The following is a 23,899-nucleotide window of genomic DNA, read 5'->3' as shown; positions in this document are numbered from 1 at the left end:
AGTAAACGCCCCTTCGGAAAAAGGCCGCCACTCTACCATAGGCGCGCCGGGGGCTCATCTGCCGGAGGTCAGGGAATTGGGTTGCGGGGGGTTGTGGGGGGTGAGGTGTGGGGGTTCGCCATGACAGTTGCAGCGCCTGCGAGATCGAGCGCCGCCCGCGCGGCGCATCGCGAGCAAGCTCGCTCCTACATCTGTTTCGGGCCAATAACGCCTGTACCAGCGCGCGCGACCGCCTTGTTGTTCCAACACGATATCGAGGTGGACGCCAAGGGGCCGCGCGCCAATGACGCTGGAATAACTGGCCCGAAACAGATGTAGGAGCGAGCTTGCTCGCGATGCGCCGCGCGGGCGGCGCTCGATCTCACAGGCGCTGAAAATGTAATGGCAAGCACCTGTAAGCCACGGCACCTCACTCCACCCGAACCCGCCAAAACCGCCGCTGCTCCCTCACCCCCTCAACCTCCCCCTGCCTCCCCAACACCAACCGCAACGCCCCCTCCACCGCGGTATCATGCACCACCACCCCATGCCGCCGATAACGCTCGACCACCTGTGCATGCGGGTGCCCGAAACTATTGTTGCGCCCCCGCGAAATCAGTACCCCACGCGGCGCCGTGGCCCGGATAAAAGCCTCGCTGGAAGAACTGCGACTGCCATGGTGCGGCGACTGCAACCAGTCGATACGCGGTACCTCGTTGGCCGCTAGCCAGGCCCGTTCGGCACCGGCTTCCATATCCCCCGCCAGCAACAACCGCTCGCCCTGCGCCTCGACCAACAGCACACAAGAGCGGTCATTGCTGCTGCGCCCATCAGCCCAGCGCCACAGCGTAAAGCGCACGCCATCCCACGTCCATTGCTCGCCACTGGCACAAGGTTGCAGTTGGATGTCTTCCAGCACTTCGCCACCGACCACCCGTTTGACCGGCAGACCACGCTGTATTGCGCCAGCACCACCGGCATGATCGGCATGGGCATGACTGACCAGCATCAAATCCAGGCTACCCACCCCCAGCTTGCGCAAGGTAGGCAGCACCACCCGCTCACCCAGGTCGCTTTCTCCCCGGGCCGGCCCGGCGTCGTACAGCAGACTGTGATGCCGGGTACGCAACAGCACCGCCAACCCTTGGCCGACGTCCAGCTGCCAGACCTCGACCTTCCCGAACTGGACCGGCTCCTTGGGCACCCAGAGCGCCAGTAGCATCACCCCACCCAACCCGCGCAGTGGAACGCCATGGGGCATCAAAACCAGCAGCGCACCCAGGCAGACCAGCAGCCAGGCCCACAATGGCAAGGCCGGCGGCACCCATGCAGGCCGTTGCTGCGCCACCAGCGCCAGCAGCTGGAACAGTAGATCCAGCAGGCCACCTGCCAACCAGAGCACCGCCTCCCCTAACACACCCAACGGCAGCAGTAACGTACCCAGCAACGCCAAAGGCAACACCGCCAGGCTGATCCACGGCACCGCCACAAGGTTGGCCAGCGGCGCACTCAGGCTCACCGGCAAGCCCGTCGCCAACAACACCGGCAGCAAGCCGATGGCAATCACCCATTGCGCCCGCGTCCAGACCTGCCATGGCCGCCAGCCGCCCAAGCGGGCGCTGAAGCAATAGATAAGCGTGGCCACTGCAGTAAACGACAACCAGAACCCAGGCATCAGCGCCGCCAACGGTTCGACCAGCAGCACCGCGATCAGCGCCAGCAACAGCGGCAGTGTTGCACCAAGGTGGCGATAACGCAGGCGCCAGAGCAACACCACGGCCAGCATCAGGCAGGCCCGCTGCACCGGCACGCCTGCACCGGCCAGCCAGCCGTAGGCCAGCGCTGCGGTCATGGCCAGACCGCAGGCCCAAGGCAACCACGGCAACCGTGCCGGCCACAGCCCCCAGCGCGCCAGCCCGGCGACCAAGCCATACAGCAAGCCGGCAACCAGACCGATGTGCTGGCCAGAAATCACCAGCAAGTGCACCGTGCCGGTGGCCTGCAACGTCTGCCAGTCCTCCCGGGCCAGGCCCGCCCCGTCGCCAAGCACCAGTGCCACCAACGCTGCCTGCCGGCCATTGGCCTCGACGGCCAGCAGGCGCTGGCGCAGCATGTCGCGCCAGCCACTGGCAACCGGCGCCAGCAACTGCCCGGCCTTGACCGTACCGGTGGCGCCCACCCGCCGCGCCAGCAATTGCGCCTCACGATCCGGCCCATGCGGGTTGAGCAGCCCGGCCGGGCGCTGCAAGGTCACGGCCAACCGCCACTGCTCGCCCGCCCGCAGCTGCGGCCCTTCAAACCAGCTCAATTGCAGGCGCTGCGGCAGTTCGACCCGCCGCGAGCGCGGCGCCTCCAACTCGAAGCGCACGCCTTGCGCAGTTCTGGTCGGCAAACCGACCACCCGCCCCTCCAGCCACAAGGTGCGGCCATCCAGACCGGCAGCAAGGCGATTATCAAGGGCCTGCTGGGCGGACCAGCAAGCCCAGCACAAGCCCAGCAGCAAGCAGCCCAACGGCCAAACGCGGGTACACAGGCTGACGGCAGCGCACACAGCCAGCGATATCAGCCATCCGACCGATGGCAATGCGGGGAGAAAGCCCAGGCACAATAACCCGAGCGCGAGCGCAAACATCCCTGTGCGCATGAGGTAGAGCTCCAGAAGCGAAATCACCTTCTGAGGCATAGCCCAATTGCCGGCAATGCTTGCTCAACAATTGTCACAAACTCTAAACGAGGCTGAGCGGGAATCAGGGCATACTGCCCGGATCAACGCTCCGGGAGCCTACATGCCGCGCCGACTTTTCAAACGCTACATGCCGGACCCGACCAGTATTCGGGAACACAAGTCCTTACGCTTCTTTGGCAAGTTGCTGCACGACCCGAACCTCTGGCACCTGAATCGCCATTCGGTGGCGAGGGCCATGGGCGTTGGACTGTTCGCGGCGCTGATCCCGATGCCGGCGCAGATGCTGCTGGCCGCCGCGCTGGCCATCCCGCTGCGCGGCAACCTGCCGATCGCGGTCAGCCTGGTATGGCTGACCAACCCGCTGACCATGCCACCGGTGTTCTTCGTCACCTACATGACCGGCGCTTGGCTGATGCAGGTACCGCCGCGTACCCTTCCCGACGAGCTGACGTTCCAGTGGATCACCGACCAGCTGTCGACGCTGTGGCAACCCTTCCTGCTCGGCTCGGTGGTGTGCGGCGTGGTGCTGGGCATACTTGGCTACTTCACCACCATGCTCTACTGGCGCTGGTGGGTGGCCCGGCAGTGGCGTCGCCGCCAATGCCGGTGCCAAGCCTCAGGCACGCATGCCTCGGCCACTGACCAGCAAGCGCACGCACACCAGGTAGAGCACCGCGGTGGCGACCAGCATGAAGGTAATCGCCGTGCCAATGCTGATATCCGACACCCCTAGGATGCCGTAGCGGAACGAATTGACCATGTGCAGCACCGGGTTGGCCAGCGACACGGTCTGCCAGAACGGCGGCAGCAGGTTGATCGAGTAGAACACCCCGCCCAGGTAAGTCAGCGGCGTCAGCACGAAGGTCGGGATGATCGAGATGTCGTCGAAGTTGCGCGCGAACACCGCGTTGACGAAGCCCAGCAGCGAAAAGATGGTGGCGGTCAGCAGCACCACGACCACGGTCACGCCCAGGTGGTGCACCTGCAGGTGAGTGAAGAACAGCGACAGGAAGGTCACGATCACGCCCACCGCCAGGCCGCGCAGCACGCCACCCAGCACATAACCGACGAGGATGGTGTGTGGCGATACCGGCGACACCATCAACTCCTCGATCGAGCGCTGGAACTTGCTGCCGAAGAAGCTCGACACCACGTTGCCGTAGGAGTTGGTGATCACCGACATCATGATCAGCCCCGGCACGATGTACTCCATGTAGGTGAAGCCACCCATGTCGCCGATCTGCCGACCGATCAGGTTACCGAAGATGACGAAGTACAGAACCATGGTGATCGCCGGCGGCAGCAGGGTCTGCGGCCAGATGCGCAGGAAGCGCCGCACTTCGCGGTAGACGATGGTGTTCAGGGCGACCCAGTTGGTGCGCAGTTCCACACTCATACGGCCACCTTCGACAGGTTTTTTTCCACCAGGGACACGAACAGCTCCTCGAGTCGGTTGGTCTTGTTGCGCAGGCTCTGCACCTCGATGTTCTGCAGCGCCAGCTGGCCGAACAGCGCGGTGATGCCGATGTCCTTGTCCACCTGCACTTCCAGGGTGTGCGGGGTCAGCAGCCGGCACGGGTAGCCCTGCAACGTCGGTGCAGTGGCCAGGTCCTGCTTGATGTCGAGCACGAAGGTTTCGACATGCAGCTTGCCCAGCAACTGGCGCATGCTGGTGTTCTCGACGATGGTGCCGTGGTCGATGATGCCGATGTTACGGCACAGCTGCTCGGCCTCTTCCAGGTAGTGGGTGGTGAGGATGATGGTGATGCCCTTCTGGTTGAGCTCGGTAAGGAAGCTCCACATCGAACGGCGCAGCTCGATGTCCACACCAGCGGTGGGCTCGTCGAGAATCAACAGGCGCGGCTCGTGGATCAGCGCACGGGCAATCATCAGGCGGCGCTTCATGCCCCCGGACAGCGAACGCGACTGCACATCGCGCTTGTCCCACAGGCCGAGTTGGGTCAGGTACTGCTCGGCGCGCTCCTTGGCCACCTTGGGCGGGATGCCGTAGTAGCCGGCCTGGGTCACGACGATGTCGAAGGTTTTCTCGAACTGGTTGAAGTTGAACTCCTGCGGCACCACGCCCAGGCAGCGCTTGAGCGCCGATGGCTCGCGGTCCAGGTCGTGACCGAACACATTGACCGTGCCGCTGGTCTTGTTCACCAGGGTGGAAAGAATGCCTATGGTGGTGGACTTGCCGGCACCGTTGGGGCCGAGCAAGGCGAAGAAATCACCTTCGGCAACATCCAGGTCGATGCCTTTGAGGGCCTGGAAGCCATTGCCGTAGGTCTTGGTCAGCTGTCGGATGGACAGGGCGGAACTCATAGCGGGTCACTTACCGAAAAAAAGGTGCAGGACACGCCAGGCAAAGTCACTGGCGCAGTGAGTGCGGCCAATGGTGCTTGGCCTGGCCGCACAAGTACAGTCATGTGTATTGATAGTGACTATCGAAACAGCCGTGGTGTTCGATCAGGTCAGCGCGGTCATCACCGCCGCCTGGTAGGCCGGGCGGGCCTTGAGACGTTCGTACCAGGCTTCCAGGTGGCGCATGGCCGGGCGCTCGATGGGCATTTCGAACCAGGCATAGATGAAGCTACCCAGTGGGATGTCGCCCATGCCGATCTGGTCACCGGACAGGTAAGGTTGCCTGGCCAGGGTTTCGTCGGCGATGGCCAGCAACTGGGCGCACTGCTTGTGCGCGGCATTGATGGCCACCCAGTCGCGCTGGTCTTCCGGGGTGCGCAGCAGGCCCCAGAACAGCGGGCGGAACGGGGCGGCAAAGGACGAGGTGGTCCAGTCCATCCACTTGTCGGCCAGGGCGCGCTGACGCGGGTCTTCCTGGTACCAGCCCTGCTCCGCACCATACTCGGCGCACAAGTAGCGGACGATGGTATTGGATTCCCACAGGGTCAGGTCGCCGTCCTCCAGCATCGGTACCAGGCCATTGGGGTTGCGAGCGCGGTAGTGCGGCTCGTTGACCACGCCGAAGGCACCGCCGGCGTCGATGGACTCGAAATCCAGGCCCAGTTCATGGGCGATCCACAGCGCCTTGCGTACATTGCTCGAATTCTTGCGGCCCCAGATCTTCAGCATGTCGACATCCCTGAATGAATACGAAGGGAGAGTCTACCCCTACAACCTCCAGGTTGCAGCCGAAACCACGCTTGCGTATCCGGGCATCGCCTACCTGACAAATCTGCCAGTAGCCGGGATGCAGTGCCGATGTTGCAATCAGTGCACTTACCAGCGCAGCGAGGCCACACCATGGAACAGGAAACTCATGCCCCCTTACAAACCGATCACGACATGCGCGGCTGGCGCATGCACATCATTTTCGATGCGGCCGACATCAATAACACGCGGGAGCGATTGATCGGATCGAAGCCCCCCGTGCTGCACGAGAGCATTCATTACGAACGGCTCAGGGGGGTAACCAGCGAACTTGTCACCTGCGAACTTGCGACGCCATTTGTGCAATATCTCCAGGACCGTGTGCGGGTCTGCTCACGCATGATATCCTTTGCCAACTTCATCTGGTCCGCACCGGTATTTGGTGGAAAACTCAGGGCAAACCTGGAAAGGGTGGTTGCATTTACCAGGAACGAACCGCAATACCTATACCAGGAGTTCCCCCTGGACGGGTTTGTCGGGCATTGTGCAGGGCCCGGCGCAGCGTTGACGCTGAAAGTTAAAAAAGACTCAAGCTTCTATATACAGGCCACTGGCTCGGATGAGCCTGACGTAGAGCTGGCAGACATCTTTCGCCAACGTTTCAATGCCCTCCCGGACGAGCAGCGCATCATCCAGCCTTACAAGGTAGAAGCCAGCACACAAAGTAAATGGCTACTGGATAAATTACGATTTTACTTGCGCAAGCACCCAAGTTCAGGGGCTCACGTTCTCTATATCGTGAACGGGGACAGCGAAACAGGAAGCTTCCCCAGGCAAGACAGCACGCCTAGGGATCAACTGGCTGTCTATATACCCCATGCAGAAATGACAGACCCGATTTACTACAGCGACTTCACCGACCTTGCCCTCCTCTTGCTACCGCCGTCCTATGTGCTATGCGACAAAAAAGACCTGATTGGAAACTCTGTTTACAAGATGTCGTACAGGTTCCTGCGCGCCAATGCGGAGCAGGCACAACCCCAGGCACCGCTGAGCTTCCACGCCGACCCTCTGGTCGCAGCGGTCAGCGCCGGCAGCACTGCCCACCGGATTGAAGTGAAGCCGCAAGGTACGGCTACTCCTCGTTGGGAATTGGACGGACGCGGCCACGGCTCATTGAAGCCCAATGGCTATAAATGCGATTACTCGGCACCAGCCAAGCCGGAAATTCGCCTGGCTGACAACAGCCTGACCGAGGCACCAACAGCAACCAGGACGTCATTCGAAGAGCCGGTGCGAATAGATCGGGTACTTACAGGTTTTGGCTTGCTTCCCCTTGTATCGACCTTTGTGGTTCTGAACATCGCCCCCAATTTCTTCATCAAGACCGAGCTTGATCAAGGCCGTTTGAAGCTGCGCTTGTTCTACAGCAACAAGGGCAAGGAAATCGAAGCCCCTGCCCACCTGACCGAATGGAAAGTAATGGCAGGTGACGGAAAACTTGATAAGTCCGGCATCTTTACGCCCGGCCTGACCAGCCGTTTCACCGTAATCCAGGGCGTAATGGAGGACCTGACGAACTGGTACTGGGCCTACATCATCGTGCCCGTACCCTTGATGACGGCCGAGGCCTTCGTGGCCAGATGGAACAAGACCTGATTGCCTGCCCCGGGATACCTTGCAGCGAACGCCTCCAGCCACACCTTGTCACTGTTCAGGTCAAGCCTTTGCCAAGCGGCCGTCTAAGCTCTTGGCATAGGCTTCGAACACCGTTTCCATGGAGGAAAGGCTATGTGGTTATTGTGGTTGGCGGGGTTGGTGATCGGCGCGGCGTACCTCACGCACAGGCGCCTGCCACCCTTGCAGATACTGAGCATCATGGCGGCCTTTGTGCTGCTGATGGGTATATTCAGCCATGCACCCGGCTGGCTGCTGACGCTGATCTGGGCCGTGCTGGCGCTGAAAATCGCCCTGGTGGCCCTGCCCGATTGGCGCCGCAAGGTATTCACCGGCCCGGTGTTCCATTGGTTTCAGCGTACTCTGCCGCCGATGTCGCAAACCGAACGCGAGGCGATCGATGCTGGCACCGTGTGGTGGGACGGTGAACTGTTCAGCGGCCGCCCCGACTGGCGCATCCTGCTCGATTACCCGGCGCCGAAGCTGACCGAGGAAGAACAGGCCTTCATCGATGGCCCGACAGAGGCACTCTGCGCCATGGTCAGTGACTGGCAGATCGGCCAGGACATGGACCTGCCAGCGCAGGCCTGGGCACATATCAAGCAGCACGGTTTCTTCGCCCTGATCATCCCCAAGGAGTACGGTGGCAAGGGTTTCTCGGCCTACGCTCACTCCCAGGTGGCAATGAAGCTGGCCACCCGCAGTGGCGACCTGGCCTCAACCGTGATGGTGCCCAACTCCCTGGGGCCGGCCGAACTGCTGCTGCACTACGGCACAGACGAACAGCGCGACCACTACCTGCCCCGCCTGGCTCGCGGCGAAGAAATCCCCTGTTTCGCCCTCACCGGCCCACTGGCAGGTTCCGATGCCGGCGCAATGCCCGACACCGGCGTGGTCTGCAAGGGCCAGTGGCACGGCAAGGAAGTCATCGGCCTGCGCCTGAACTGGGAGAAGCGCTACATCACCCTCGGCCCGGTCGCTACCCTGCTGGGCCTGGCGTTCAAGGCCTACGATCCGGACCACCTGCTGGGCGAGGAAGAAGAGTTGGGCATCAGCCTGGCGCTGATCCCCACCGACACCCCGGGCGTGGAAATCGGCAAGCGCCACCTGCCGCTAGGCGCCGCTTTCATGAACGGCCCCAACAGCGGCAAGAACGTTTTCGTGCCGCTGGACTGTCTCATTGGCGGCCAGGCCATGCTCGGCAAGGGCTGGATGATGCTGATGAACTGCCTGTCGGTAGGCCGCTCGATCTCCCTGCCCGCCGTGGGCACCGGTGCCGCCAAGTACACCAGCCTGGTCACCGGCCAATATGCCAATATCCGCGAGCAGTTCAATGTGCCATTGGCGGCTTTCGAAGGCATCCAGGAATCACTGGCCCGCATCGGTGGCAATGCCTGGCTGATGGACAGCGCCCGCCTGCTGACCGCCAGGGCCGTAGACCTGGGCGAGAAGCCTTCGGTGCTATCGGCGATTCTCAAGTACCACCTCACCGAACGCGGCCGCGAGTGCATCCAGCACGCCATGGACGTGCACGGTGGCAAGGCCATCATCATGGGCCCGAACAATTACCTGGGGCGCAACTGGCAAGGCGCGCCTATCTTCATCACCGTCGAAGGCGCCAATATCCTCTCGCGCAACCTGATGATCTTCGGCCAGGGCGCCATCCGCTGCCACCCGTTCGTGCTCAAGGAAATGGCCCTGGCGGCCCGCGACGACCGCGACCAGGCGCTACGGGAGTTCGACGATCTGCTGATGAAACACATCATGTTCGCCGCCGGTAACGCGGCCAGCACGCTGGTGTTCAACCTGGGGCTTGGTCATTTCGAGCCAGTACCCGGTGATGCCTTGAGCCAGGGTTACTTCCGCGCCCTCAACCGCCAGGCGGCGGCCTTCGCCTTGCTGGCGGACTTGTCGATGATGCTGCTGGGCGGCGCACTCAAGCGCCGTGAGCGCCTGAGCGCAAGGCTCGGAGATGTGCTGAGCTACCTGTACCTGTCCAGCGCAGCACTGAAGCGGTATCACGACCTTGGCTCACCAGAATACATGCAGCCACTGTTGCGTTGGGCCATGGAAGAAAGCCTGGGCCAGGCGGAAACAGCCCTGGACCGGTTGCTCGACAACTTCCCCAACCGCTTTGTCGGCTACGCGCTACGGCTCTTGGTGTTCCCCTTCGGCCGCCGTCATACCGGGCCAAGCGATGAACTGGATGCCGAAGTGGCGGCACTGATCGGCCGCGGCAAGGGCGACCCTGCGCTGGAAGAGTTGCTTGCTGGTTGCTTCAGGCCACAGGCCGAGGGCGACCCGGTGGCAGCGCTGCAACGGGCTTGCGACTTGCTGGATGAGGCAGTGCCACTGCACAAGGCGCTTCATCAGGCGATCAGGGAAGGCAAGGTGCAGCCAGCACCTGGGCAATCGGCGATCGATGCGGCTGTCGAGAGTGGTGTGCTGCAACCTGACGAGGGGCACCGCCTGCATGCGGCGGAACAAGCACGCCGGGCGGTGATCGATGTGGATGCCTTCGACAAGGAACAGTTGCTGCCTGAACAGGGCAAGGTACGCTGAAAGCAGGGGCCGCTTTGCGGCCCGATAGCCGGCAAGCCAGCGCCCACCTCGACCGCGCAGAGCTCAAGCCATGTGCTATCCCTGCGGGGCTTGCCCGCGATGAGGCCGGAGCTGCCACCACCGCCTCCAACCGGCGTATACTCCGCCCTCGTTTCAACAACCCCGAGGACCGCCCCATGGCCAACCCCCACCTGGAATACCACCTGCAACTGCTGAACCACCTGCGCACCATCCTGGCAGCCCTGGGTGAAGCCGAGCAGGTACCGGAGGAAAGCCACGCCCTCTTCCTCGAACGCTTCGACGAGCTGTTGGTCCTGCTGCCGCAAGACCCACTGCAAAGCCAGTACCTGGGCCAGGACCTGATCTGCCAGGTGATCCAGCGCTACCCGCAAATCGCCCACCTGGTACCACGTGACCTGCTGTGGTTCTTCGGCGGCGACTGCCTGCACTTCATGCCTGACGAAGAGCTGGACCTGTACCAGGCCCTGGAAGAGCGCCGCTACGAATGCGAGCAGCGTGGCGAGGCCTTCGACTGGTTCGAACAAAAGCAGTTGCTGGCCTCGACGGCCGCCGATACCCGCCACTGATTCTACGCGGCCCTGGCGAAGGGAACGGCAACATCACTTCGAACATTCTTTTCCCCCGGTGTGTGCTGCCTTCGCCTACAGATCCCCTGCGTTGCCCTGCGTACTCTGCCGATGCGCTGAGATACATGTGTTCGCAGCGTTCCAACAACAGGGATCATCCAATGAAAAAAACACTATCCGTGCTGGCTCTGAGCTTGAGCAGCACTGTAGCAATGGCCGACATCATCACCTTTGAGGGCACAGTAAAAGCCCCAGGCACTTGCCCAGTCGAGGTCGTAACACCAGGCGGCCCCCTCCTTCCGCTTGTTCTCCTTGGCGACTTCAAGACAACCGCGTTTAACGCAGTCGGGCAGGAAACCCCAGATAAACAATTTGCGCTGCGAATCCCGGCATCCTGCGTAACAGGCACCCAATCAGCCTATACGACGTTCACGGCAAATCACAATCCTGACAAGGACAACCCCGACCTTTATGCCCTGAAGAGCGGTATAGGCTACACCACAGGTTTGGCTCTTGCGATCGACGACAAGGCGACGCGGCTGCCACCTGGGACCGAATCGGCGGGCTATGAATTAAAAAATACGGGCCACACCGACGTAGTCTTCCTCGCCCGACTGGTCACTACCAAGCCGTCGGTGACCGAGGGACACATCGATACCAGCATCTCCTTCGATGTCGACATCCGCTGATAAAAGCCCCCTGGCGCTGCCAGGGGGGACTCATCCGTTTCAATTCCCAAGCCGGTCCGCCATGCCCACAATCAAACTGCGCAAGTACGCCCTCAGCGTTGCCTGCCTGGCTACGCTTTGTTCAACGAGTGAAGCGGCCTTGACCATCAGCGACACCCGCGTTGTCCACCTCAGCGACAAACACAGCAGTTCGGTAGTTGTCGCCAACCCAAGCCAAGCCCCTTACGCGGTGCAAGCCTGGGTAAACACTGAGGCCGACGACACCAGCACCGCAGTGCCTTTTGCCACATCCCCCACCCTGTTCCGGCTCGACCCCAAAACCGCTGCGCTGCAGGACGGCTTCGTCGTAGTCGCGGTAGCCAACGGTGGAATAGCGGTAGCCGGCAAAGCGCAGGTTGGTCCCGCTGTCGAAGGCCTTGCCGTAGCGGGCCGAGAGGCTGTTGCCCTTCACTTCGCCCAGCGCCGGGCCAAGGTCGGTGGTGGCTTGCGTGATGTCCAGCGACAATGCGCCGAGTACCCCGAAGTCCCGCGCCAGGCCCAGGGTGGTGGCGCGGTAGTAGTCGCCACCGAGTATGCCGGTATACAGGGTGCTGTCCCAGCCGATGCCCCGGGCCAGCGCACCCTGCCACAGCGCCGGAGTGTCGGCCTGACCGGCGCCGTGGTAGCGGCCAAGGGCCAGGTCGTAGCGCCACACGCCGGTACGCATCAGGTTGCTGAGGGTGGAGTAAGGCTGGATGAAGCGGCGCACCTGGCCATCGGCTTCGGTCAGCACCACTTCCAGTTCGCCACTGCTGCCGCCAACGGCCAGGTCATCGATTTCGTACGGGCCGGGGGCGACGAAGGTGGAGTAGAGCGGGTAACCGTTCTGCAGTACCTCCAGTTTGGCGTAGGTTTGCGCCACCCCACGCAACACGGGGGCGTAGTTCTGCATGGCGTCGGGCAGCATCCCGGTGTCGGAGGCCAGCTTCAGGCCCTTGAACGGCAAACTGCGGAAAACCTCACCCTGGGTGAAGGTTTCGCCGAGGGTGAGGGTGCCCCAGCGCGCAGGCAGGTCGCGCTGGGCGTAGGTATTGCTGCGGGTCCAGCGCAGGTCGCCTTGGTGGTTCTCGCGCAGGGCCTGCTGGCTGCGCAGGCGCCAGCCGTACAGGTTGATACCGCTGTTCAGGTACAGGTCCTGGTCGTTGCGGCTGCCGCTGCCACGCCGGTTGCTGTGCTGGGCCGAGGCCTGGTAGTTGACGAACGCGGCATTGATGCCGTCGTCCCAGTGGCTTTCGGCGATGGCGCCGCTGGTGTCGCGGCGCAGGTAGGACTGGGGGATCGACAGGTTCAGGCGCAGCTTGCCGGTATCCAGGTCGGCACTGGCGCCGTCCAGCTGTGTGGCAAGGTCGATGCAGTTGCCTTCGTTGCCGGGTTGCCTGACGGTAAGGTGTTGCTCCCGCACACCGATTTCTCCCAACAGTTCGGCACTCAGGCATGGCACCAGGGCATGGCCGTCGTTGCTCTCGTTGACCGTGATCTCCCGTTTGCCCTGCGGGCTGAGGTTGACGTACAGATCCAGGGTGTAGCGGCCAGCTGCGAGGGGCCGGTGTTCGGCCAGGGCTCGCAGGGCGAGGGCGCCGGCATTGGCGGGTTGGCCCGGGCTTTGGCGGATGAAGCCGGGCTCGAACTGCAGATCGGGCGGGGCGGCCACGGCTGGCAGGCTCAGCAGGCTTGCGCCGAGCGCAGGGAGGGGCAAAAAGCGCAGGCGTGACAGCGCCTGCCGGCGTTTGAAGGGCTTGAGCATGACGGATGCCTGGGTTGGACATTGAAGCGCGGCGGTTAGGCGGTGCCGGCGGTGGCAAGCGAGGCGTGTTTGGCTAGGGCGAGGCGGTCGCTTGGTGGGGAGGGAGTACAGCGAACGCGCCAGCCTCAGCGGCCACTTCAACGATCGGCGCCTGAACTACAGGGCCACGCTGGCCAACGACACTCAGCAAAGTGGCAGCCTGTCGCTGTCCTACCAAGGCAGCCACGCCAACTATGGCATGGGCTACAGCGAAGCCACCGACTACCGCAGCCTGTCGCTGAGCACCAGCGGCGCCCTGCTGGCACATGGTGGCGGCATGCTATTGGCCCCCTTCATAGGCGAAACCAACGCCGTGGTGCATGTGCCGGATATCGCCGGGATCGGGGTCAGCCAGGGACAACAGGGCAAAACCAACCGCGACGGCTATGCTCTGGCACCTTACATGCGCCCTTACCGGGCCAACCCCGTGGTGCTGCAACTGGACCAGCTCGACCCGGAAATCGAAATCGACAACGGCGCCACGCAGGTGGTGCCACGCCGCGGCGCCGTAGTGCTGGCTGAGTTCGCGGCGCGCCGAGTAAACCGCCTGGTGCTGACCCTGTTGCAAGCAGACGGCCGCCCCCTGCCGTTCGGCGCACAGGTCAGCGATGTACAAGGCCAGGAACTGGCGGTGGTCGGCCAAGGCGGCCAGACACTGGTGGCCACCCACCTTGAGAACCAGCGACTACTGGCCAGATGGACCGCAGGCAATGAGCAGCAATGCAGCTTCGACATCACGCCCGCCACCTTGCCGCTTGAACAAGGCTACCGCCTGCAGACCTTGCGCTGCCAAGCCTCCTCCGACAGGAACAACCCATGAACACTTTCACTCGCCCGCGCCTGCGAACGGCCTTGCTGTTCGCCAGCCTGCCTTTCATTACCCTGCAAGCCGCCTATGCCGCATCAGGCTGCATCACCGAATACGGCTCTGGCTCCGCAGTGTTCACAGCAGAATTCACGAATGTATGGGTGCCAAGGGATCTACCAGTCGGTGAGCCAATCGCCACCAAATTCTTTGTCAACCTGCAGGACCCATCAACCACTCGCGTCCAATGCACCAACGCCAGCGATCGACTGCTGGAAGCACGCATCGATTACACCGCGCCCTTCGTCCACAACCTGCCTGCACGACTGGGTAATGGGCGCTTCGCCAGCAGGGTCGTCAGAACACGGATCGCAGGGGTTGGCGCGGTGATCGAGATGGGCTGGCCGTTTGCCAACCAAGCCAACAACAATTTCATATCCACCGGCGGCGACAATACAGTGCCTTACCACGGTACCAACATGACCACCATGGCCACCCCCCTGAATATTGGCCCGATGAGCATGAGGGTCACGCTAGTCAAGATCGGGCCCATCGCGGCGGGGCCGATCCTGCTGGATGAAGAACTCGCCCATGGCAGTACCACGGATGTGCCTGATGCCTTTCGCCTGCGGGCAAGCGCCACCCTGCACCAGGCAAAGTGCACGCTGAAAAGCGATGCCGTCAGTGCCTCACCAGTGGACCTGGGCAGCCACACAGTGGCGGACTTCCCGGGAAAGGGCACCACTACAACCAGCATACCGTTCCATATCACGTTGAGTGACTGCGAGGACGACCCAGCAGCGAGCACCGCCACCGCTTATATTTATCTGACAGGTACCGATGGCTCGGTGGCGATCGACCCGAAGCAGGGCCTGTTCAGCTTGGGCAATGGCTCGACGGCGAAAGGCATCGGCATCCAGATAACCGATGATCTGGGGATTCCCGTACCCTTGCAGGAACACGTTTCGAGCAACAAAAAACTCGAACTCCCTCTCACCCGCCTGCCCTATCGTGCGCATTTCTACCAGACCGAAGACCGGGTTACGCCTGGCAAGGCCAAAGGCGCGCTCGACTTCACCATCAGCTATCGGCGTGAAGCGCCATAAAGACCCTCACCACCACTGCACCGCATAGACGCCACAGTATTAAACTGGAGCGGGAAACGAGACTCGAACTCGCGACCCCGACCTTGGCAAGGTCGTGCTCTACCAACTGAGCTATTCCCGCAAATGGCGTCCCCTAGGGGACTCGAACCCCTGTTACCGCCGTGAAAGGGCGGTGTCCTAGGCCACTAGACGAAGGGGACACGCTGCTGGCATTACTGCCTGCTTTCACTCCCTGCCGCGTTTCGCTGTGTGCTTTACGCTGCAAGTGGCGCGCATTCTATGGATGGTTCGTACAGGCGTCAACCCCTTTGTAGAAATTTATTTAAATCAATGACTTCCGGGTAGGTAGGGGTGCAGTTGCGGGATGTGTTGTCGATATAGAGAGAAGCAATCCTGTGCCGGCCTCTTCGCGGGCTCGCCCGCTCCCACAGGGTTATCGCCACCCTTCAGGTCTGTGTTGCACCTGTGGGAACGGGCAAGCCCGCGAAGAGGCCGGCACTGGGATTTAGCGGCTGTTCGTACCCAGGCGAACTCACTACACTCAAGGGTGTAATTCTTCTTCAATGAGGCATTAACGGTGACACCACTTCTGATCACCCTGCTCATCGTGGCGGGCATCGCGTTGCTGATCGTGATCGGCTACCTCAACAACGTGGTCGAGAACGGCAAGCTTGAACGTGCCCGGATGAAGGTCGAGCTGGCCGACCGCCTGCGCCGCTGTGGCGAAATCACCGAGACCTTCCCCGGCCAGTTCATGACCCCGGCGCTGAAGCTGCTGTTGACCCGCCTGGAGCTCAACCTCAACCAGCGCCAACTGGCGATGGACAAGCACAACGCCGAACTCAAGGCGCGCATCGCCGAACTGGAGCGGCTGATTGCCCAGGGCGGGCAGATCCCGGTAAACAACCCGCCCAACCCGATCCAGACCGAGGTCAAGGCCAAGGATGTGCGCTTCTTGCTGGAGGCGCTGCACAACCAGGTGACCCGCGCCGCCCAGGAAGGCTTCCTGCCCACGCCCGAGGCCAAGCACTGGGTCAAGGAAATCCGCCATATTCTGGTGCTGCTGCATATCGAGTTCTTCAACAACCTCGGCCAGCAAGCCCTGCAGAAGAACCAGCCGGGCCAGGCACGCCTGGCCTTCGAGCGTGGCGTGCAGTACCTGCGCAAACAGCCGGAGCCAAAGGTGTATGAAGAGCAGCTGACGTACCTGGAGAAACTGCTGGCCCGCGCCAACGCCCAGGTGCTGGACCGCATGGCTCCGGCGGAGGACGAGCAGAATGAACTGACCCAGGGGCTCAAGACCGATGAGGAAGAGACCTGGAAGAAGAAGGTGATGTACGACTGATGCTTGAACCTGTGCCGGCCTCTTCGCGGGCTTGCCCGCTCCCACAGGTACATCACTGCCTTTAAGGCTTGCGATTATCCTGTGGGCGCGGGCAAGCCCGCGAAGAGGCCAGTACCGGCAATAACCATCAGCAGTCGGTCAGCGCCAGGAAAATCGCCGCCAACCGCTCCAGCCCCACCTGATCCGCCTCGCTGAAGCGCCCAAGCTTCGGGCTGTCCAGGTCCAGCACGCCAATCAGCCTGCCCTCCTTCACCAACGGGATCACCAACTCGCTGTTGGACGCGCTATCACAGGCAATGTGCCCCGCAAACGCGTGCACGTCCTCCACCCGCTGGGTCTGCCGGGTGGCCGCTGCCGCCCCGCACACCCCCTTGCTGAACGGGATGCGCACGCACGCCACCTGGCCCTGGAACGGCCCCAGCACCAGCTCTTCGTTGCGGTTGAGGTAGAACCCCGCCCAGTTCAGGTCGTCCACCTGGTTATAGAGGAACGCCGAAAACTGCGCGGCATTGGCGATGAAGTCACGCTCGTCGGCAAACAGCGCCTGCACTTGCGCCGCCAGCAGGTTGTAGCCGTCGAGGCCGGCGCCACTGGCATTGAGGTCGATCATTTACTTTTGCTCCAGCAATTGCAGCCCGACCCAGTAGCGGGCGAACTGATAGGCACAACGGCCATTACGGTTACCGCGGCCGGTGGCCCAGCGCACGGCGAGGATGTCGAGTGCTTCACTGCGCTGCCAGGCCAACCCGGCAGATTGCGCAAGCTGGCCGATCCAGTGCTCGACCACATTCAGGAAGTGCTCCTGGGTAAAGGGGTAGAACGACAGCCACAGGCCAAAACGATCGGACAGGGCAATCTTGTCTTCCACCGCTTCGCTGGGGTGCAGCTCGCCGTCCACCCGCTTCCAGTTCTCGTTGTCGCTCTCCTTCTCCGGCACCAGGTGGCGGCGGTTGGAGGTGGCGTACAGCAGCACATTGTCCGGGGCCTGCTCCAGCGAGCCGTCGAGCACGCTCTTGAGCACCCGGTAGTCGCCCTCCCCGGCTTCGAACGACAGATCGTCGCAGAACAGGATGAAGCGCTGCGGCAGCTTCTGCAGCTGCTCGACTACACGTGGCAGGTCGGCCAGGTGGTCGCGTTCGATTTCGATCAGGCGCAGGCCGGCGCCCCCGTGCTCGGCCAACAGGGCACGTACCAGCGACGACTTGCCGGTACCGCGCGAGCCCCACAGCAGTGCATGGTTGGCCGGCATGCCGTTGATGAACTGGTGGGTGTTGCGGCCCAACTGGTCACGCTGCTGGTCGACGCCGATCAGGTCGCTGAGGCGGATGTCCAGGCTCACTTCCAGCGGCAGCAGGTAGCCGCTGCGGCCATCGCGCTGCCAGCGCGCGGCCAGGGTGGTGGCCCAGTCGATGTTCGGACGTGTTGCCGGCAACAGGGGTTCGAGGCGCGCCAGTACCGATTCGGCGCGGTCCAGGAAAGCAATCAAGCGAGCGTCCATGACGACTCCTACGAATTTCAGTTTTTTTGGGGCCGCTTCGCGCCCCTTCGCGGGCTTGCCCGCTCCCACAGGCACACCACAAATCTCAAGGGCAGTGATATACCTGTGGGAGCGGACGCGCCCGCGAAGGGGCGCAAAGCGGCCCCCGCTTGGCGATCAACTGAAATGAACAGACAGACCCACCAGCAGCCGGGGCTATTCGGCTATGCTTGCGCAGCGCAAGGGACGTGAAACCGGCTCGGGACACATGGATATCAAGTTCACCAATCGCCTGTCATACAAGCAAGCCCGGTTGACAGTCCTGGTCGGCTTCATCCTGGGAACATTGCTCAGTCTCATCCAGATCGGCATCGATTATGCCAGCGAAGACGCATCCATCAACCGCGAAGTGCGCGCCTTGCTGCAAATCAGCCACAACCCGGCCTCGCGCATCGCCTACAACATCGACTCGGAGCTGGCCCTGGAGCTGACTCGCGGCCTGCTGGAATCGCCAGCGGTCATCCGTGCGCGGCTGATCGACAACAACGAAACGGTATTGGCCGACGTCGAACGGCCGCGCCTGCAGGAGAGCTACCGTCCACTCAGCGACTTCCTGTTCGGCGAGCAGCGCCAGTTCAAGGACCGCCTGTACCTGACCCACATGCCCGAGGAATACCTTGGCACCCTGTACCTGGAGGTGGACACCTATGCCTTCGGCAGCCGCTTTCTCGACCGGGCCGGCATCACCCTGCTCAACGGCTTTGCCCGTAGCCTGGTGCTGACCGGCATCCTCCTGGCGCTGTTCTACATGATGCTGACCAAGCCGCTGGTGACAGTGATCGGTGCGCTCAGCGGCAGCGACCCGCGCAAGCCCCGGCAAACCCGCCTGGCCTGCCCGCACGGCCACGAACACGACGAGATCGGCGTACTGGTGAAGGTCGCCAACCAGCAGTTCGTCAGCATGGCCACCGAGATCGAGCAACGGCGCACCGCGGAAAACCGCCTGACCCAGTACCTCAACGAGCTGGAAGACATCGTCTCGGCACGCACCAACGAACTAAAGGCCAGCAACAGCAGCCTGAGCCTGTCCAACCAGGAGCTGGAAGAAGCCCGCCGCCGGGCGCTGGACATGGCCCAGGCGCGCGCCGCCTTCCTCGCCAACATGAGCCACGAAATCCGCACCCCACTCAACGGCATGCTCGGCATGATCGCCCTTGCCCTGGACAGCCCGCTGCCCAGCGAGCAACGCCAGCAGCTGGCGATTGCCCATGACTCGGGCAAGGTGCTGGTGGAGTTGCTCAACGATATTCTCGACCTGTCCAAATTCGATGCCGGCCAGCTGGAGCTGGAGCGTATTCCGTTCGACATGGGCTCGATGGTCGAGGACACCGCCAACCTGCTGTCGCAGAACACCGCGCAAAGCGTGGAACTGACCTGCCTGATCGCCCGCGACTTCCCCAGCAGCGTGCTCGGCGACCCCACACGGGTGCGGCAGATCGTCAGCAACCTGCTGTCCAACGCCCTCAAGTTCACCCGTTTCGGCCGCGTGGATGTGCGCCTGACGACCATAGTTGGCGGTGTGCGCCTGGAGGTGCGCGATACCGGCATCGGCATCCCCGAAGAAGCCCAGGCACGGATCTTCCAGCCGTTCACTCAGGCCGGCGCCGGCATCACCCGCCAGTACGGCGGCACCGGCCTGGGCCTGGCGCTGACGCACAACCTGTGCAAAGCCATGCAGGGCCGCCTGCATATCAACTCCGAGCCGGGCTTTGGCAGCCGCTTCAGCGCCGAGCTGCCACTGGCGGTGCACACCGAAGCGATCCCGCCGGCACCGTTACACGGGCGCGTGGCTGCATTGTGCGCAGCCAGCAGCGGGCTCGACGAGCTGTTGCAGGACCAGCTGCCCGCCTGGGGCCTGACCTACCAGCAGCAAGACAGCAGCGCGGGGCTGGACGCCGCTGCCATCGACCTGCTGATCACCGACCGCCTGGACCAGCTGTTCGAACTGCGCCCGGCACTGAAAACACCGATCCTGCTGGTGACCGCCTACGGCAACTTCCTGCCCAACGAGCAGTCGCTGGCCCTGGCGCCGTTGCATCAGCTGGCCCGGCCACTGGCGCGCAACGCCCTGTATCAGACCCTGCGACGCACTTTGCAAGGCCATGAGCCCGAGCACCCGCTGGCCACCCCGGCCATTACCCTGGAGCAGGGCCGTGCGCGCATCCTGCTGGTGGAGGACAACCCGGTGAACCAACTGGTTGCCAAAGGCATGCTGGCCAAGCTCGGCTGCCAGGTGCAACTGGCCACCCAGGGCGCCGAAGCCCTGGAGCTACTGGAACAGGACGAATTCGACCTGGTGCTGATGGACTGCAACATGCCGGTGATGGACGGCTACGAGGCCAGCCGGCGGATCCGCCAGAGCGGCCGCTGGCCCGACCTGCCGATCGTCGCCCTCACCGCCAACGCCATGCCCGAGGAGCGCGAGCGCTGCCGGGCAGCGGGCATGAACGACTACCTGGCCAAGCCGTTCCGCCGCGAAGAGCTGCTGGCGCTGGTGGACCACTGGGTGCCCGTCAGCGGCTGAGCAGACGCTCGATGTCCGCTTCCAGGGCCTGCGGCTTGGTGGTGGGGGCGTAGCGCGTTACCTGGCCGGTGGCCGGGTCGACCAGGAACTTGGTGAAGTTCCACTTGATCTTCTGGCTGCCCAGTATGCCCGGGGCGCGCTGCTTGAGTTCGACGAACAGCGGGTGGCTGCCGGGGCCATTTACCTCGATCTTGCGGAACAGCGGGAAGCTCACGCCAAAATTGCGCTCGCAGAACTGGGCAATTTCCCGTGCATCGCCCGGCTCCTGCTTGCCGAACTGGTTGCAGGGAAAGCCCAGCACCACCAGGCCGCGCGCGCGGTAGGCCTGCCACAGTTGCTCCAGGCCCTTGTACTGCGGGGTAAAGCCGCACTGGCTGGCGGTATTGACCACCAGCAGCGCCTTGCCGGGGAAGTCGCCGAGCTTCTTGTGCTCGCCGCCCAGGGTCACGCAGGGGATGTCCAGTATCGATCCAGCCATGGTCGGGCTCCGGTCAGTCGCGCGGGCGCAGGTCGATGCACACCGAGTTGATGCAGTAGCGCAGGCCGGTCGGTGGCGGGCCGTCGGGGAACACGTGGCCCAGGTGCGCATCGCAGCGGGCACAGGTGACTTCGGTGCGGATCATGCCGTGTGAGGTGTCACGGATTTCGATCATCGCGCTTTCCTCGATGGGGGCGTAGAAGCTCGGCCAGCCGCAGCCGGAGTCGAACTTGGTCTGCGCATCGAACAGTGGCAGGCCGCAGCAGATGCAGTGATAGATGCCGTCGCGGCGCTCGCTGTTGTACTTGCCGCTGAATGGCCGCTCGGTGCCCTTGAGGCGGCATACCTGGTACTGCTCGGGGTCGAGCATCGACCGCCATTGTTCCAGGGTTTTCTCGATCTTTTGCATGTAGGGACCTCGGCAGGCTGAATTTCACTGCGCACCGTCTTTTCCGGGGCGCGGGTGGCACGTATATTAGGTGGCTTCGTGTGCCAGGCGTTCAGTCTGGCACCCGCTTCCTGCCCTTTCAAACCTTTCGGCGTGGGTTGCGCGTTTTCTCATATCGGGATCCCATCATGCAGTTCAGCAAATCGAACAAGCTCGCCAATGTCTGCTACGACATTCGCGGCCCAGTGCTCAAGCACGCCAAGCGCCTGGAAGAGGAAGGCCACCGCATCCTCAAGCTGAACATCGGCAACCCGGCGCCGTTTGGCTTCGAGGCGCCTGACGAAATCCTTCAGGATGTGATCCGCAACCTGCCCACCGCCCAGGGCTACAGCGACTCCAAGGGCCTGTTCAGCGCGCGCAAGGCGGTGATGCAGTACTGCCAGCAGAAGCAGATCGAAGGCGTCGGCATCGAGGACATCTACCTGGGTAACGGTGTGTCCGAGCTGATCGTCATGTCGATGCAGGCGCTGCTCAACAACGGCGACGAAGTGCTGATCCCGGCCCCCGACTACCCGCTGTGGACCGCCGCCGTGAGCCTGGCTGGCGGCAAACCGGTGCATTACCTGTGCGACGAGCAGGCCGACTGGTTCCCCGACCTTGAGGACATCAAGGCCAAGATCACCCCGAACACCAAGGCCCTGGTGATCATCAACCCGAACAACCCAACCGGCGCGGTGTACTCCAAAGAGCTGCTGCTGGGCATGCTGGAGTTGGCCCGCCAGCACAACCTGGTGGTGTTCTCCGACGAGATCTACGACAAGATCCTGTACGACGAAGCCGTACACATCAGCACCGCCTCGCTGGCCCCCGACCTGCTGTGCCTGACCTTCAACGGCCTGTCCAAGTCGTACCGGGTGGCGGGCTTCCGTTCCGGCTGGCTGATCATCTCCGGGCCCAAACACCACGCGCAAAGCTACATCGAAGGCATCGACATGCTGGCCAACATGCGCCTGTGCGCCAACGTGCCGGCGCAGCATGCCATCCAGACCGCGCTGGGCGGCTACCAGAGCATCAACGACCTGGTGCTGCCACCGGGCCGCCTGCTGGAGCAGCGCAACCGCACCTACGAGCTGCTGAACGACATCCCGGGCGTAAGCTGCGTGAAGCCAATGGGTGCGCTGTATGCGTTCCCGAAGATCGACCCGAAGGTTTGCCCGATTCACAACGACGAGAAGTTCGTGCTCGACCTGCTGCTGTCGGAAAAGCTGCTGATCGTTCAGGGTACGGCATTCAACTGGCCGTGGCCGGACCACTTCCGCGTGGTGACCTTGCCGCGGGTGGATGACCTGGAGGCGGCAATTGGCCGGATCGGCAATTTCCTGAAGGGTTATTCGCAGTAAGTAATGGCCTCTTCGCAGCGCAAGGCTGCTCCTACAGGAGAACCCATGCCCCTGTAGGAGCAGCCTTGTGCTGCGAATGAGCTGCAAAGCGCCCCCAAAAATCCCACAGGATGTTTCTTACATCCTGCAACGCTCTATCCCACAGCCCCCGCGCCATCCTCTGCCATACTCCGCCGTACACAGTTTGAAATAGTCGCCCGATTGAATCGGCACGGCCGGCCCCTTATATACCCCGCAGTAAGCAACAATTCATCCGTCAGGAGAACGTAACAACCATGATGCGCATTCTGTTGTTTGTAGCCACCAACCTCGCGGTGGTGCTGGTTGCAAGCATTACCCTGAGCCTGTTCGGTTTCAACGGGTTCATGGCCGCCAACGGGGTCGACCTGAACCTCAGCAGCCTGCTGGTGTTCTGCGCCGTGTTCGGCTTTGCCGGCTCCCTCGTCTCGCTGTTCATCTCCAAGTGGATGGCGAAGATGACCACCGGCACCCAGATCATCAGCCAGCCGCGCACCCGCCACGAGCAGTGGCTGTTGCAAACGGTCGAAGAACTGTCCCGTGAAGCGGGCATCAAGATGCCCGAGGTGGGTATCTTCCCGGCGTACGAGGCCAACGCCTTCGCCACCGGCTGGAACCGTAACGACGCGCTGGTGGCCGTTTCCCAAGGCCTGCTGGAGCGCTTCTCGCCCGATGAAGTGCGCGCAGTGCTGGCCCACGAGATCGGCCACGTAGCCAACGGCGACATGGTCACCCTGGCGCTGGTGCAGGGCGTGGTGAACACTTTCGTGATGTTCTTCGCGCGCATCATCGGCAACTTCGTCGACAAGGTGATCTTCAAGAACGAAGAAGGCCAGGGCATTGCCTACTACGTGGCGACCATCGTTGCCGAGTTGATCCTGGGCATTCTGGCCAGCATGATCGTGATGTGGTTCTCGCGTCGCCGCGAATATCGTGCCGACGAAGCCGGTGCACAGCTGGCCGGTACCGCGGCGATGATCGGCGCCCTGCAGCGCCTGCGCGTGGAGCAAGGCCTGCCGGTGCACATGCCTGACACCATGAAGGCGTTCGGCATCAATGGCGGCCTGAAGCACGGCCTGGCCGGGCTGCTGATGAGCCACCCGCCGCTGGAAGACCGTATCGAGGCCCTGCGCCGTCGCGGTTGATCCGACCGGTAAAAACAAAGGGCGACTTCGGTCGCCCTTT

Annotated in this window: 18 protein-coding genes, 2 tRNA genes and 3 pseudogenes; 12 read left to right on the top strand and 11 right to left on the bottom strand. The window is 62.8% G+C overall.

Translation table 11 applies throughout. The annotated features are described in order from the left end of the window. Positions 1-409 precede the first annotated feature (409 nt). Positions 410-2,623: a DNA internalization-related competence protein ComEC/Rec2 gene (locus tag A4C63_RS04805; protein ID WP_063911709.1), complete on the bottom strand. Its 2,214-nt coding sequence runs from the start codon at positions 2,621-2,623 to the stop codon at positions 410-412. 142 nt (positions 2,624-2,765) lie between these two features. On the opposite strand from A4C63_RS04805, the pseudogene A4C63_RS04800 reads away from it, so the two are divergent. Beyond that, positions 2,766-3,272 (top strand): annotated as a pseudogene (locus tag A4C63_RS04800) (DUF2062 domain-containing protein); the annotation flags it as partial. 9 nt (positions 3,273-3,281) lie between these two features. On the opposite strand, the gene A4C63_RS04795 reads toward A4C63_RS04800, so the two are convergent. From A4C63_RS04795 to A4C63_RS04785, 3 genes are all read right to left on the bottom strand, one after another. Beyond that, positions 3,282-4,061 carry an ABC transporter permease gene (locus tag A4C63_RS04795; RefSeq protein WP_003260104.1) on the bottom strand — a complete coding sequence of 260 codons (780 nt, stop codon included), beginning with the start codon at positions 4,059-4,061 and terminating at the stop codon, positions 3,282-3,284. After that, entirely contained in the window at positions 4,058-4,990 is a 933-nt protein-coding gene (locus tag A4C63_RS04790) for an ABC transporter ATP-binding protein (RefSeq protein ID WP_063911708.1), read from the bottom strand. Before A4C63_RS04790 ends, A4C63_RS04795 begins: the two co-directional genes overlap by 4 nt. Positions 4,991-5,134: 144 nt before the next feature. Further along, the gene (locus A4C63_RS04785; RefSeq protein WP_063911707.1) at positions 5,135-5,758 is read right to left on the bottom strand and encodes a glutathione S-transferase; all 624 of its coding nucleotides are present in this window, start codon (positions 5,756-5,758) and stop codon (positions 5,135-5,137) included. Between the two features lie 171 nt (positions 5,759-5,929). Between A4C63_RS04785 and A4C63_RS04780 the strand changes: the two genes are divergently transcribed. The 5 genes and pseudogenes from A4C63_RS04780 to A4C63_RS25310 all read left to right on the top strand — a co-directional run. Continuing rightward, positions 5,930-7,435, top strand: a complete 1,506-nt coding sequence (locus A4C63_RS04780; protein WP_156510844.1) for a hypothetical protein — start codon at positions 5,930-5,932, stop codon at positions 7,433-7,435. A gap of 132 nt (positions 7,436-7,567) precedes the next feature. After that, complete coding sequence (locus tag A4C63_RS04775) at positions 7,568-10,015, top strand: acyl-CoA dehydrogenase (RefSeq protein ID WP_063911705.1); 2,448 nt, start codon at positions 7,568-7,570, stop codon at positions 10,013-10,015. Positions 10,016-10,191: 176 nt separating this feature from the next. Beyond that, a complete protein-coding gene (locus tag A4C63_RS04770) occupies positions 10,192-10,602 on the top strand; it encodes a PA2817 family protein (protein WP_063911704.1) in 411 nt (136 codons plus the stop codon). A 161-nt stretch (positions 10,603-10,763) separates the two neighbouring features. Then, positions 10,764-11,291: a fimbrial protein gene (locus A4C63_RS25315; RefSeq protein ID WP_172827474.1), complete on the top strand. Its 528-nt coding sequence runs from the start codon at positions 10,764-10,766 to the stop codon at positions 11,289-11,291. Positions 11,292-11,352: 61 nt separating this feature from the next. Further along, positions 11,353-11,607, top strand: a pseudogene (locus tag A4C63_RS25310) (molecular chaperone); the annotation flags it as partial. Between the two features lie 6 nt (positions 11,608-11,613). Here A4C63_RS25310 and A4C63_RS04760 read toward each other — a convergent pair. Continuing rightward, positions 11,614-13,074: pseudogene (locus tag A4C63_RS04760) on the bottom strand (fimbria/pilus outer membrane usher protein); the annotation flags it as partial. 94 nt (positions 13,075-13,168) lie between these two features. On the opposite strand from A4C63_RS04760, the gene A4C63_RS04755 reads away from it, so the two are divergent. Together A4C63_RS04755 and A4C63_RS04750 are read left to right on the top strand one after the other, a co-directional pair. Continuing rightward, complete coding sequence (locus A4C63_RS04755; RefSeq protein ID WP_256202894.1) at positions 13,169-13,933, top strand: fimbria/pilus outer membrane usher protein; 765 nt, start codon at positions 13,169-13,171, stop codon at positions 13,931-13,933. Continuing rightward, on the top strand, positions 13,930-15,024 hold the full coding sequence (locus tag A4C63_RS04750) for a fimbrial protein (protein ID WP_063911702.1): 1,095 nt from the start codon (positions 13,930-13,932) through the stop codon (positions 15,022-15,024). The genes A4C63_RS04755 and A4C63_RS04750 overlap by 4 nt, the downstream gene beginning before the upstream one ends. 45 nt (positions 15,025-15,069) lie before the next feature. Here the strand turns inward: A4C63_RS04750 and A4C63_RS04745 are convergent. Both A4C63_RS04745 and A4C63_RS04740 read right to left on the bottom strand, forming a co-directional pair. Continuing rightward, positions 15,070-15,145, bottom strand: a tRNA-Gly gene (locus A4C63_RS04745). 3 nt (positions 15,146-15,148) lie between these two features. After that, positions 15,149-15,224: transfer RNA gene (locus A4C63_RS04740), tRNA-Glu, on the bottom strand. Positions 15,225-15,601: 377 nt separating this feature from the next. Between A4C63_RS04740 and A4C63_RS04735 the strand changes: the two genes are divergently transcribed. Beyond that, entirely contained in the window at positions 15,602-16,369 is a 768-nt protein-coding gene (locus tag A4C63_RS04735; protein ID WP_063911701.1) for a hypothetical protein, read from the top strand. Between the two features lie 127 nt (positions 16,370-16,496). Here A4C63_RS04735 and A4C63_RS04730 read toward each other — a convergent pair whose 3' ends face one another. Then, positions 16,497-16,979: a GAF domain-containing protein gene (locus A4C63_RS04730; protein ID WP_063911700.1), complete on the bottom strand. Its 483-nt coding sequence runs from the start codon at positions 16,977-16,979 to the stop codon at positions 16,497-16,499. Next, entirely contained in the window at positions 16,980-17,867 is an 888-nt protein-coding gene (locus A4C63_RS04725) for an ATP-binding protein (protein ID WP_063911699.1), read from the bottom strand. Between the two features lie 205 nt (positions 17,868-18,072). Between A4C63_RS04725 and A4C63_RS04720 the strand changes: the two genes are divergently transcribed. Further along, positions 18,073-20,430: a response regulator gene (locus A4C63_RS04720; protein ID WP_063911698.1), complete on the top strand. Its 2,358-nt coding sequence runs from the start codon at positions 18,073-18,075 to the stop codon at positions 20,428-20,430. Here A4C63_RS04720 and A4C63_RS04715 read toward each other — a convergent pair. Together A4C63_RS04715 and msrB are read right to left on the bottom strand one after the other, a co-directional pair. After that, positions 20,420-20,908 (bottom strand): glutathione peroxidase, encoded by a 489-nt coding sequence (locus A4C63_RS04715; RefSeq protein ID WP_063911697.1) that lies wholly within the window; start codon positions 20,906-20,908, stop codon positions 20,420-20,422. The two genes, A4C63_RS04720 and A4C63_RS04715, sit on opposite strands and share 11 nt — an antisense overlap. A gap of 13 nt (positions 20,909-20,921) precedes the next feature. Then, positions 20,922-21,317, bottom strand: a complete 396-nt coding sequence (gene msrB / locus A4C63_RS04710; RefSeq protein ID WP_015269381.1) for a peptide-methionine (R)-S-oxide reductase MsrB — start codon at positions 21,315-21,317, stop codon at positions 20,922-20,924. Between the two features lie 167 nt (positions 21,318-21,484). Here msrB and A4C63_RS04705 point away from each other — a divergent pair, with 167 nt between their 5' ends. Then, complete coding sequence (locus tag A4C63_RS04705) at positions 21,485-22,696, top strand: pyridoxal phosphate-dependent aminotransferase (protein ID WP_013971543.1); 1,212 nt, start codon at positions 21,485-21,487, stop codon at positions 22,694-22,696. Between the two features lie 275 nt (positions 22,697-22,971). Further along, a complete protein-coding gene (gene htpX / locus A4C63_RS04700; protein ID WP_003259721.1) occupies positions 22,972-23,859 on the top strand; it encodes a protease HtpX in 888 nt (295 codons plus the stop codon). Positions 23,860-23,899 lie beyond the last annotated feature (40 nt).

It is taken from the genome of Pseudomonas sp. p21 (assembly GCF_001642705.1).
GTDB lineage: Bacteria > Pseudomonadota > Gammaproteobacteria > Pseudomonadales > Pseudomonadaceae > Aquipseudomonas.
Note: the sequence above shows the minus strand (reverse complement) of the source record. Positions and strands in the feature narration are given on the sequence as shown.

Bases quoted from the DNA above. Each gene is read 5' to 3' on its own strand.
- A4C63_RS04790 (WP_063911708.1), bottom strand. From the start codon at position 4,990: ATGAGTTCCGCCCTGTCCATCCGACAGCTGACCAAGACCTACGGCAAT.
- msrB (WP_015269381.1), bottom strand. From the start codon at position 21,317: ATGCAAAAGATCGAGAAAACCCTGGAACAATGGCGGTCGATGCTCGAC.
- A4C63_RS04805 (WP_063911709.1), bottom strand. From the start codon at position 2,623: ATGCGCACAGGGATGTTTGCGCTCGCGCTCGGGTTATTGTGCCTGGGC.
- A4C63_RS04730 (WP_063911700.1), bottom strand. From the start codon at position 16,979: ATGATCGACCTCAATGCCAGTGGCGCCGGCCTCGACGGCTACAACCTG.
- A4C63_RS04780 (WP_156510844.1), top strand. From the start codon at position 5,930: ATGGAACAGGAAACTCATGCCCCCTTACAAACCGATCACGACATGCGC.
- htpX (WP_003259721.1), top strand. From the start codon at position 22,972: ATGATGCGCATTCTGTTGTTTGTAGCCACCAACCTCGCGGTGGTGCTG.
- A4C63_RS04750 (WP_063911702.1), top strand. From the start codon at position 13,930: ATGAACACTTTCACTCGCCCGCGCCTGCGAACGGCCTTGCTGTTCGCC.
- A4C63_RS04785 (WP_063911707.1), bottom strand. From the start codon at position 5,758: ATGCTGAAGATCTGGGGCCGCAAGAATTCGAGCAATGTACGCAAGGCG.
- A4C63_RS04720 (WP_063911698.1), top strand. From the start codon at position 18,073: ATGCTTGCGCAGCGCAAGGGACGTGAAACCGGCTCGGGACACATGGAT.
- A4C63_RS04705 (WP_013971543.1), top strand. From the start codon at position 21,485: ATGCAGTTCAGCAAATCGAACAAGCTCGCCAATGTCTGCTACGACATT.
- A4C63_RS04715 (WP_063911697.1), bottom strand. From the start codon at position 20,908: ATGGCTGGATCGATACTGGACATCCCCTGCGTGACCCTGGGCGGCGAG.
- A4C63_RS04775 (WP_063911705.1), top strand. From the start codon at position 7,568: ATGTGGTTATTGTGGTTGGCGGGGTTGGTGATCGGCGCGGCGTACCTC.
- A4C63_RS04770 (WP_063911704.1), top strand. From the start codon at position 10,192: ATGGCCAACCCCCACCTGGAATACCACCTGCAACTGCTGAACCACCTG.
- A4C63_RS04795 (WP_003260104.1), bottom strand. From the start codon at position 4,061: ATGAGTGTGGAACTGCGCACCAACTGGGTCGCCCTGAACACCATCGTC.
- A4C63_RS25315 (WP_172827474.1), top strand. From the start codon at position 10,764: ATGAAAAAAACACTATCCGTGCTGGCTCTGAGCTTGAGCAGCACTGTA.
- A4C63_RS04725 (WP_063911699.1), bottom strand. From the start codon at position 17,867: ATGGACGCTCGCTTGATTGCTTTCCTGGACCGCGCCGAATCGGTACTG.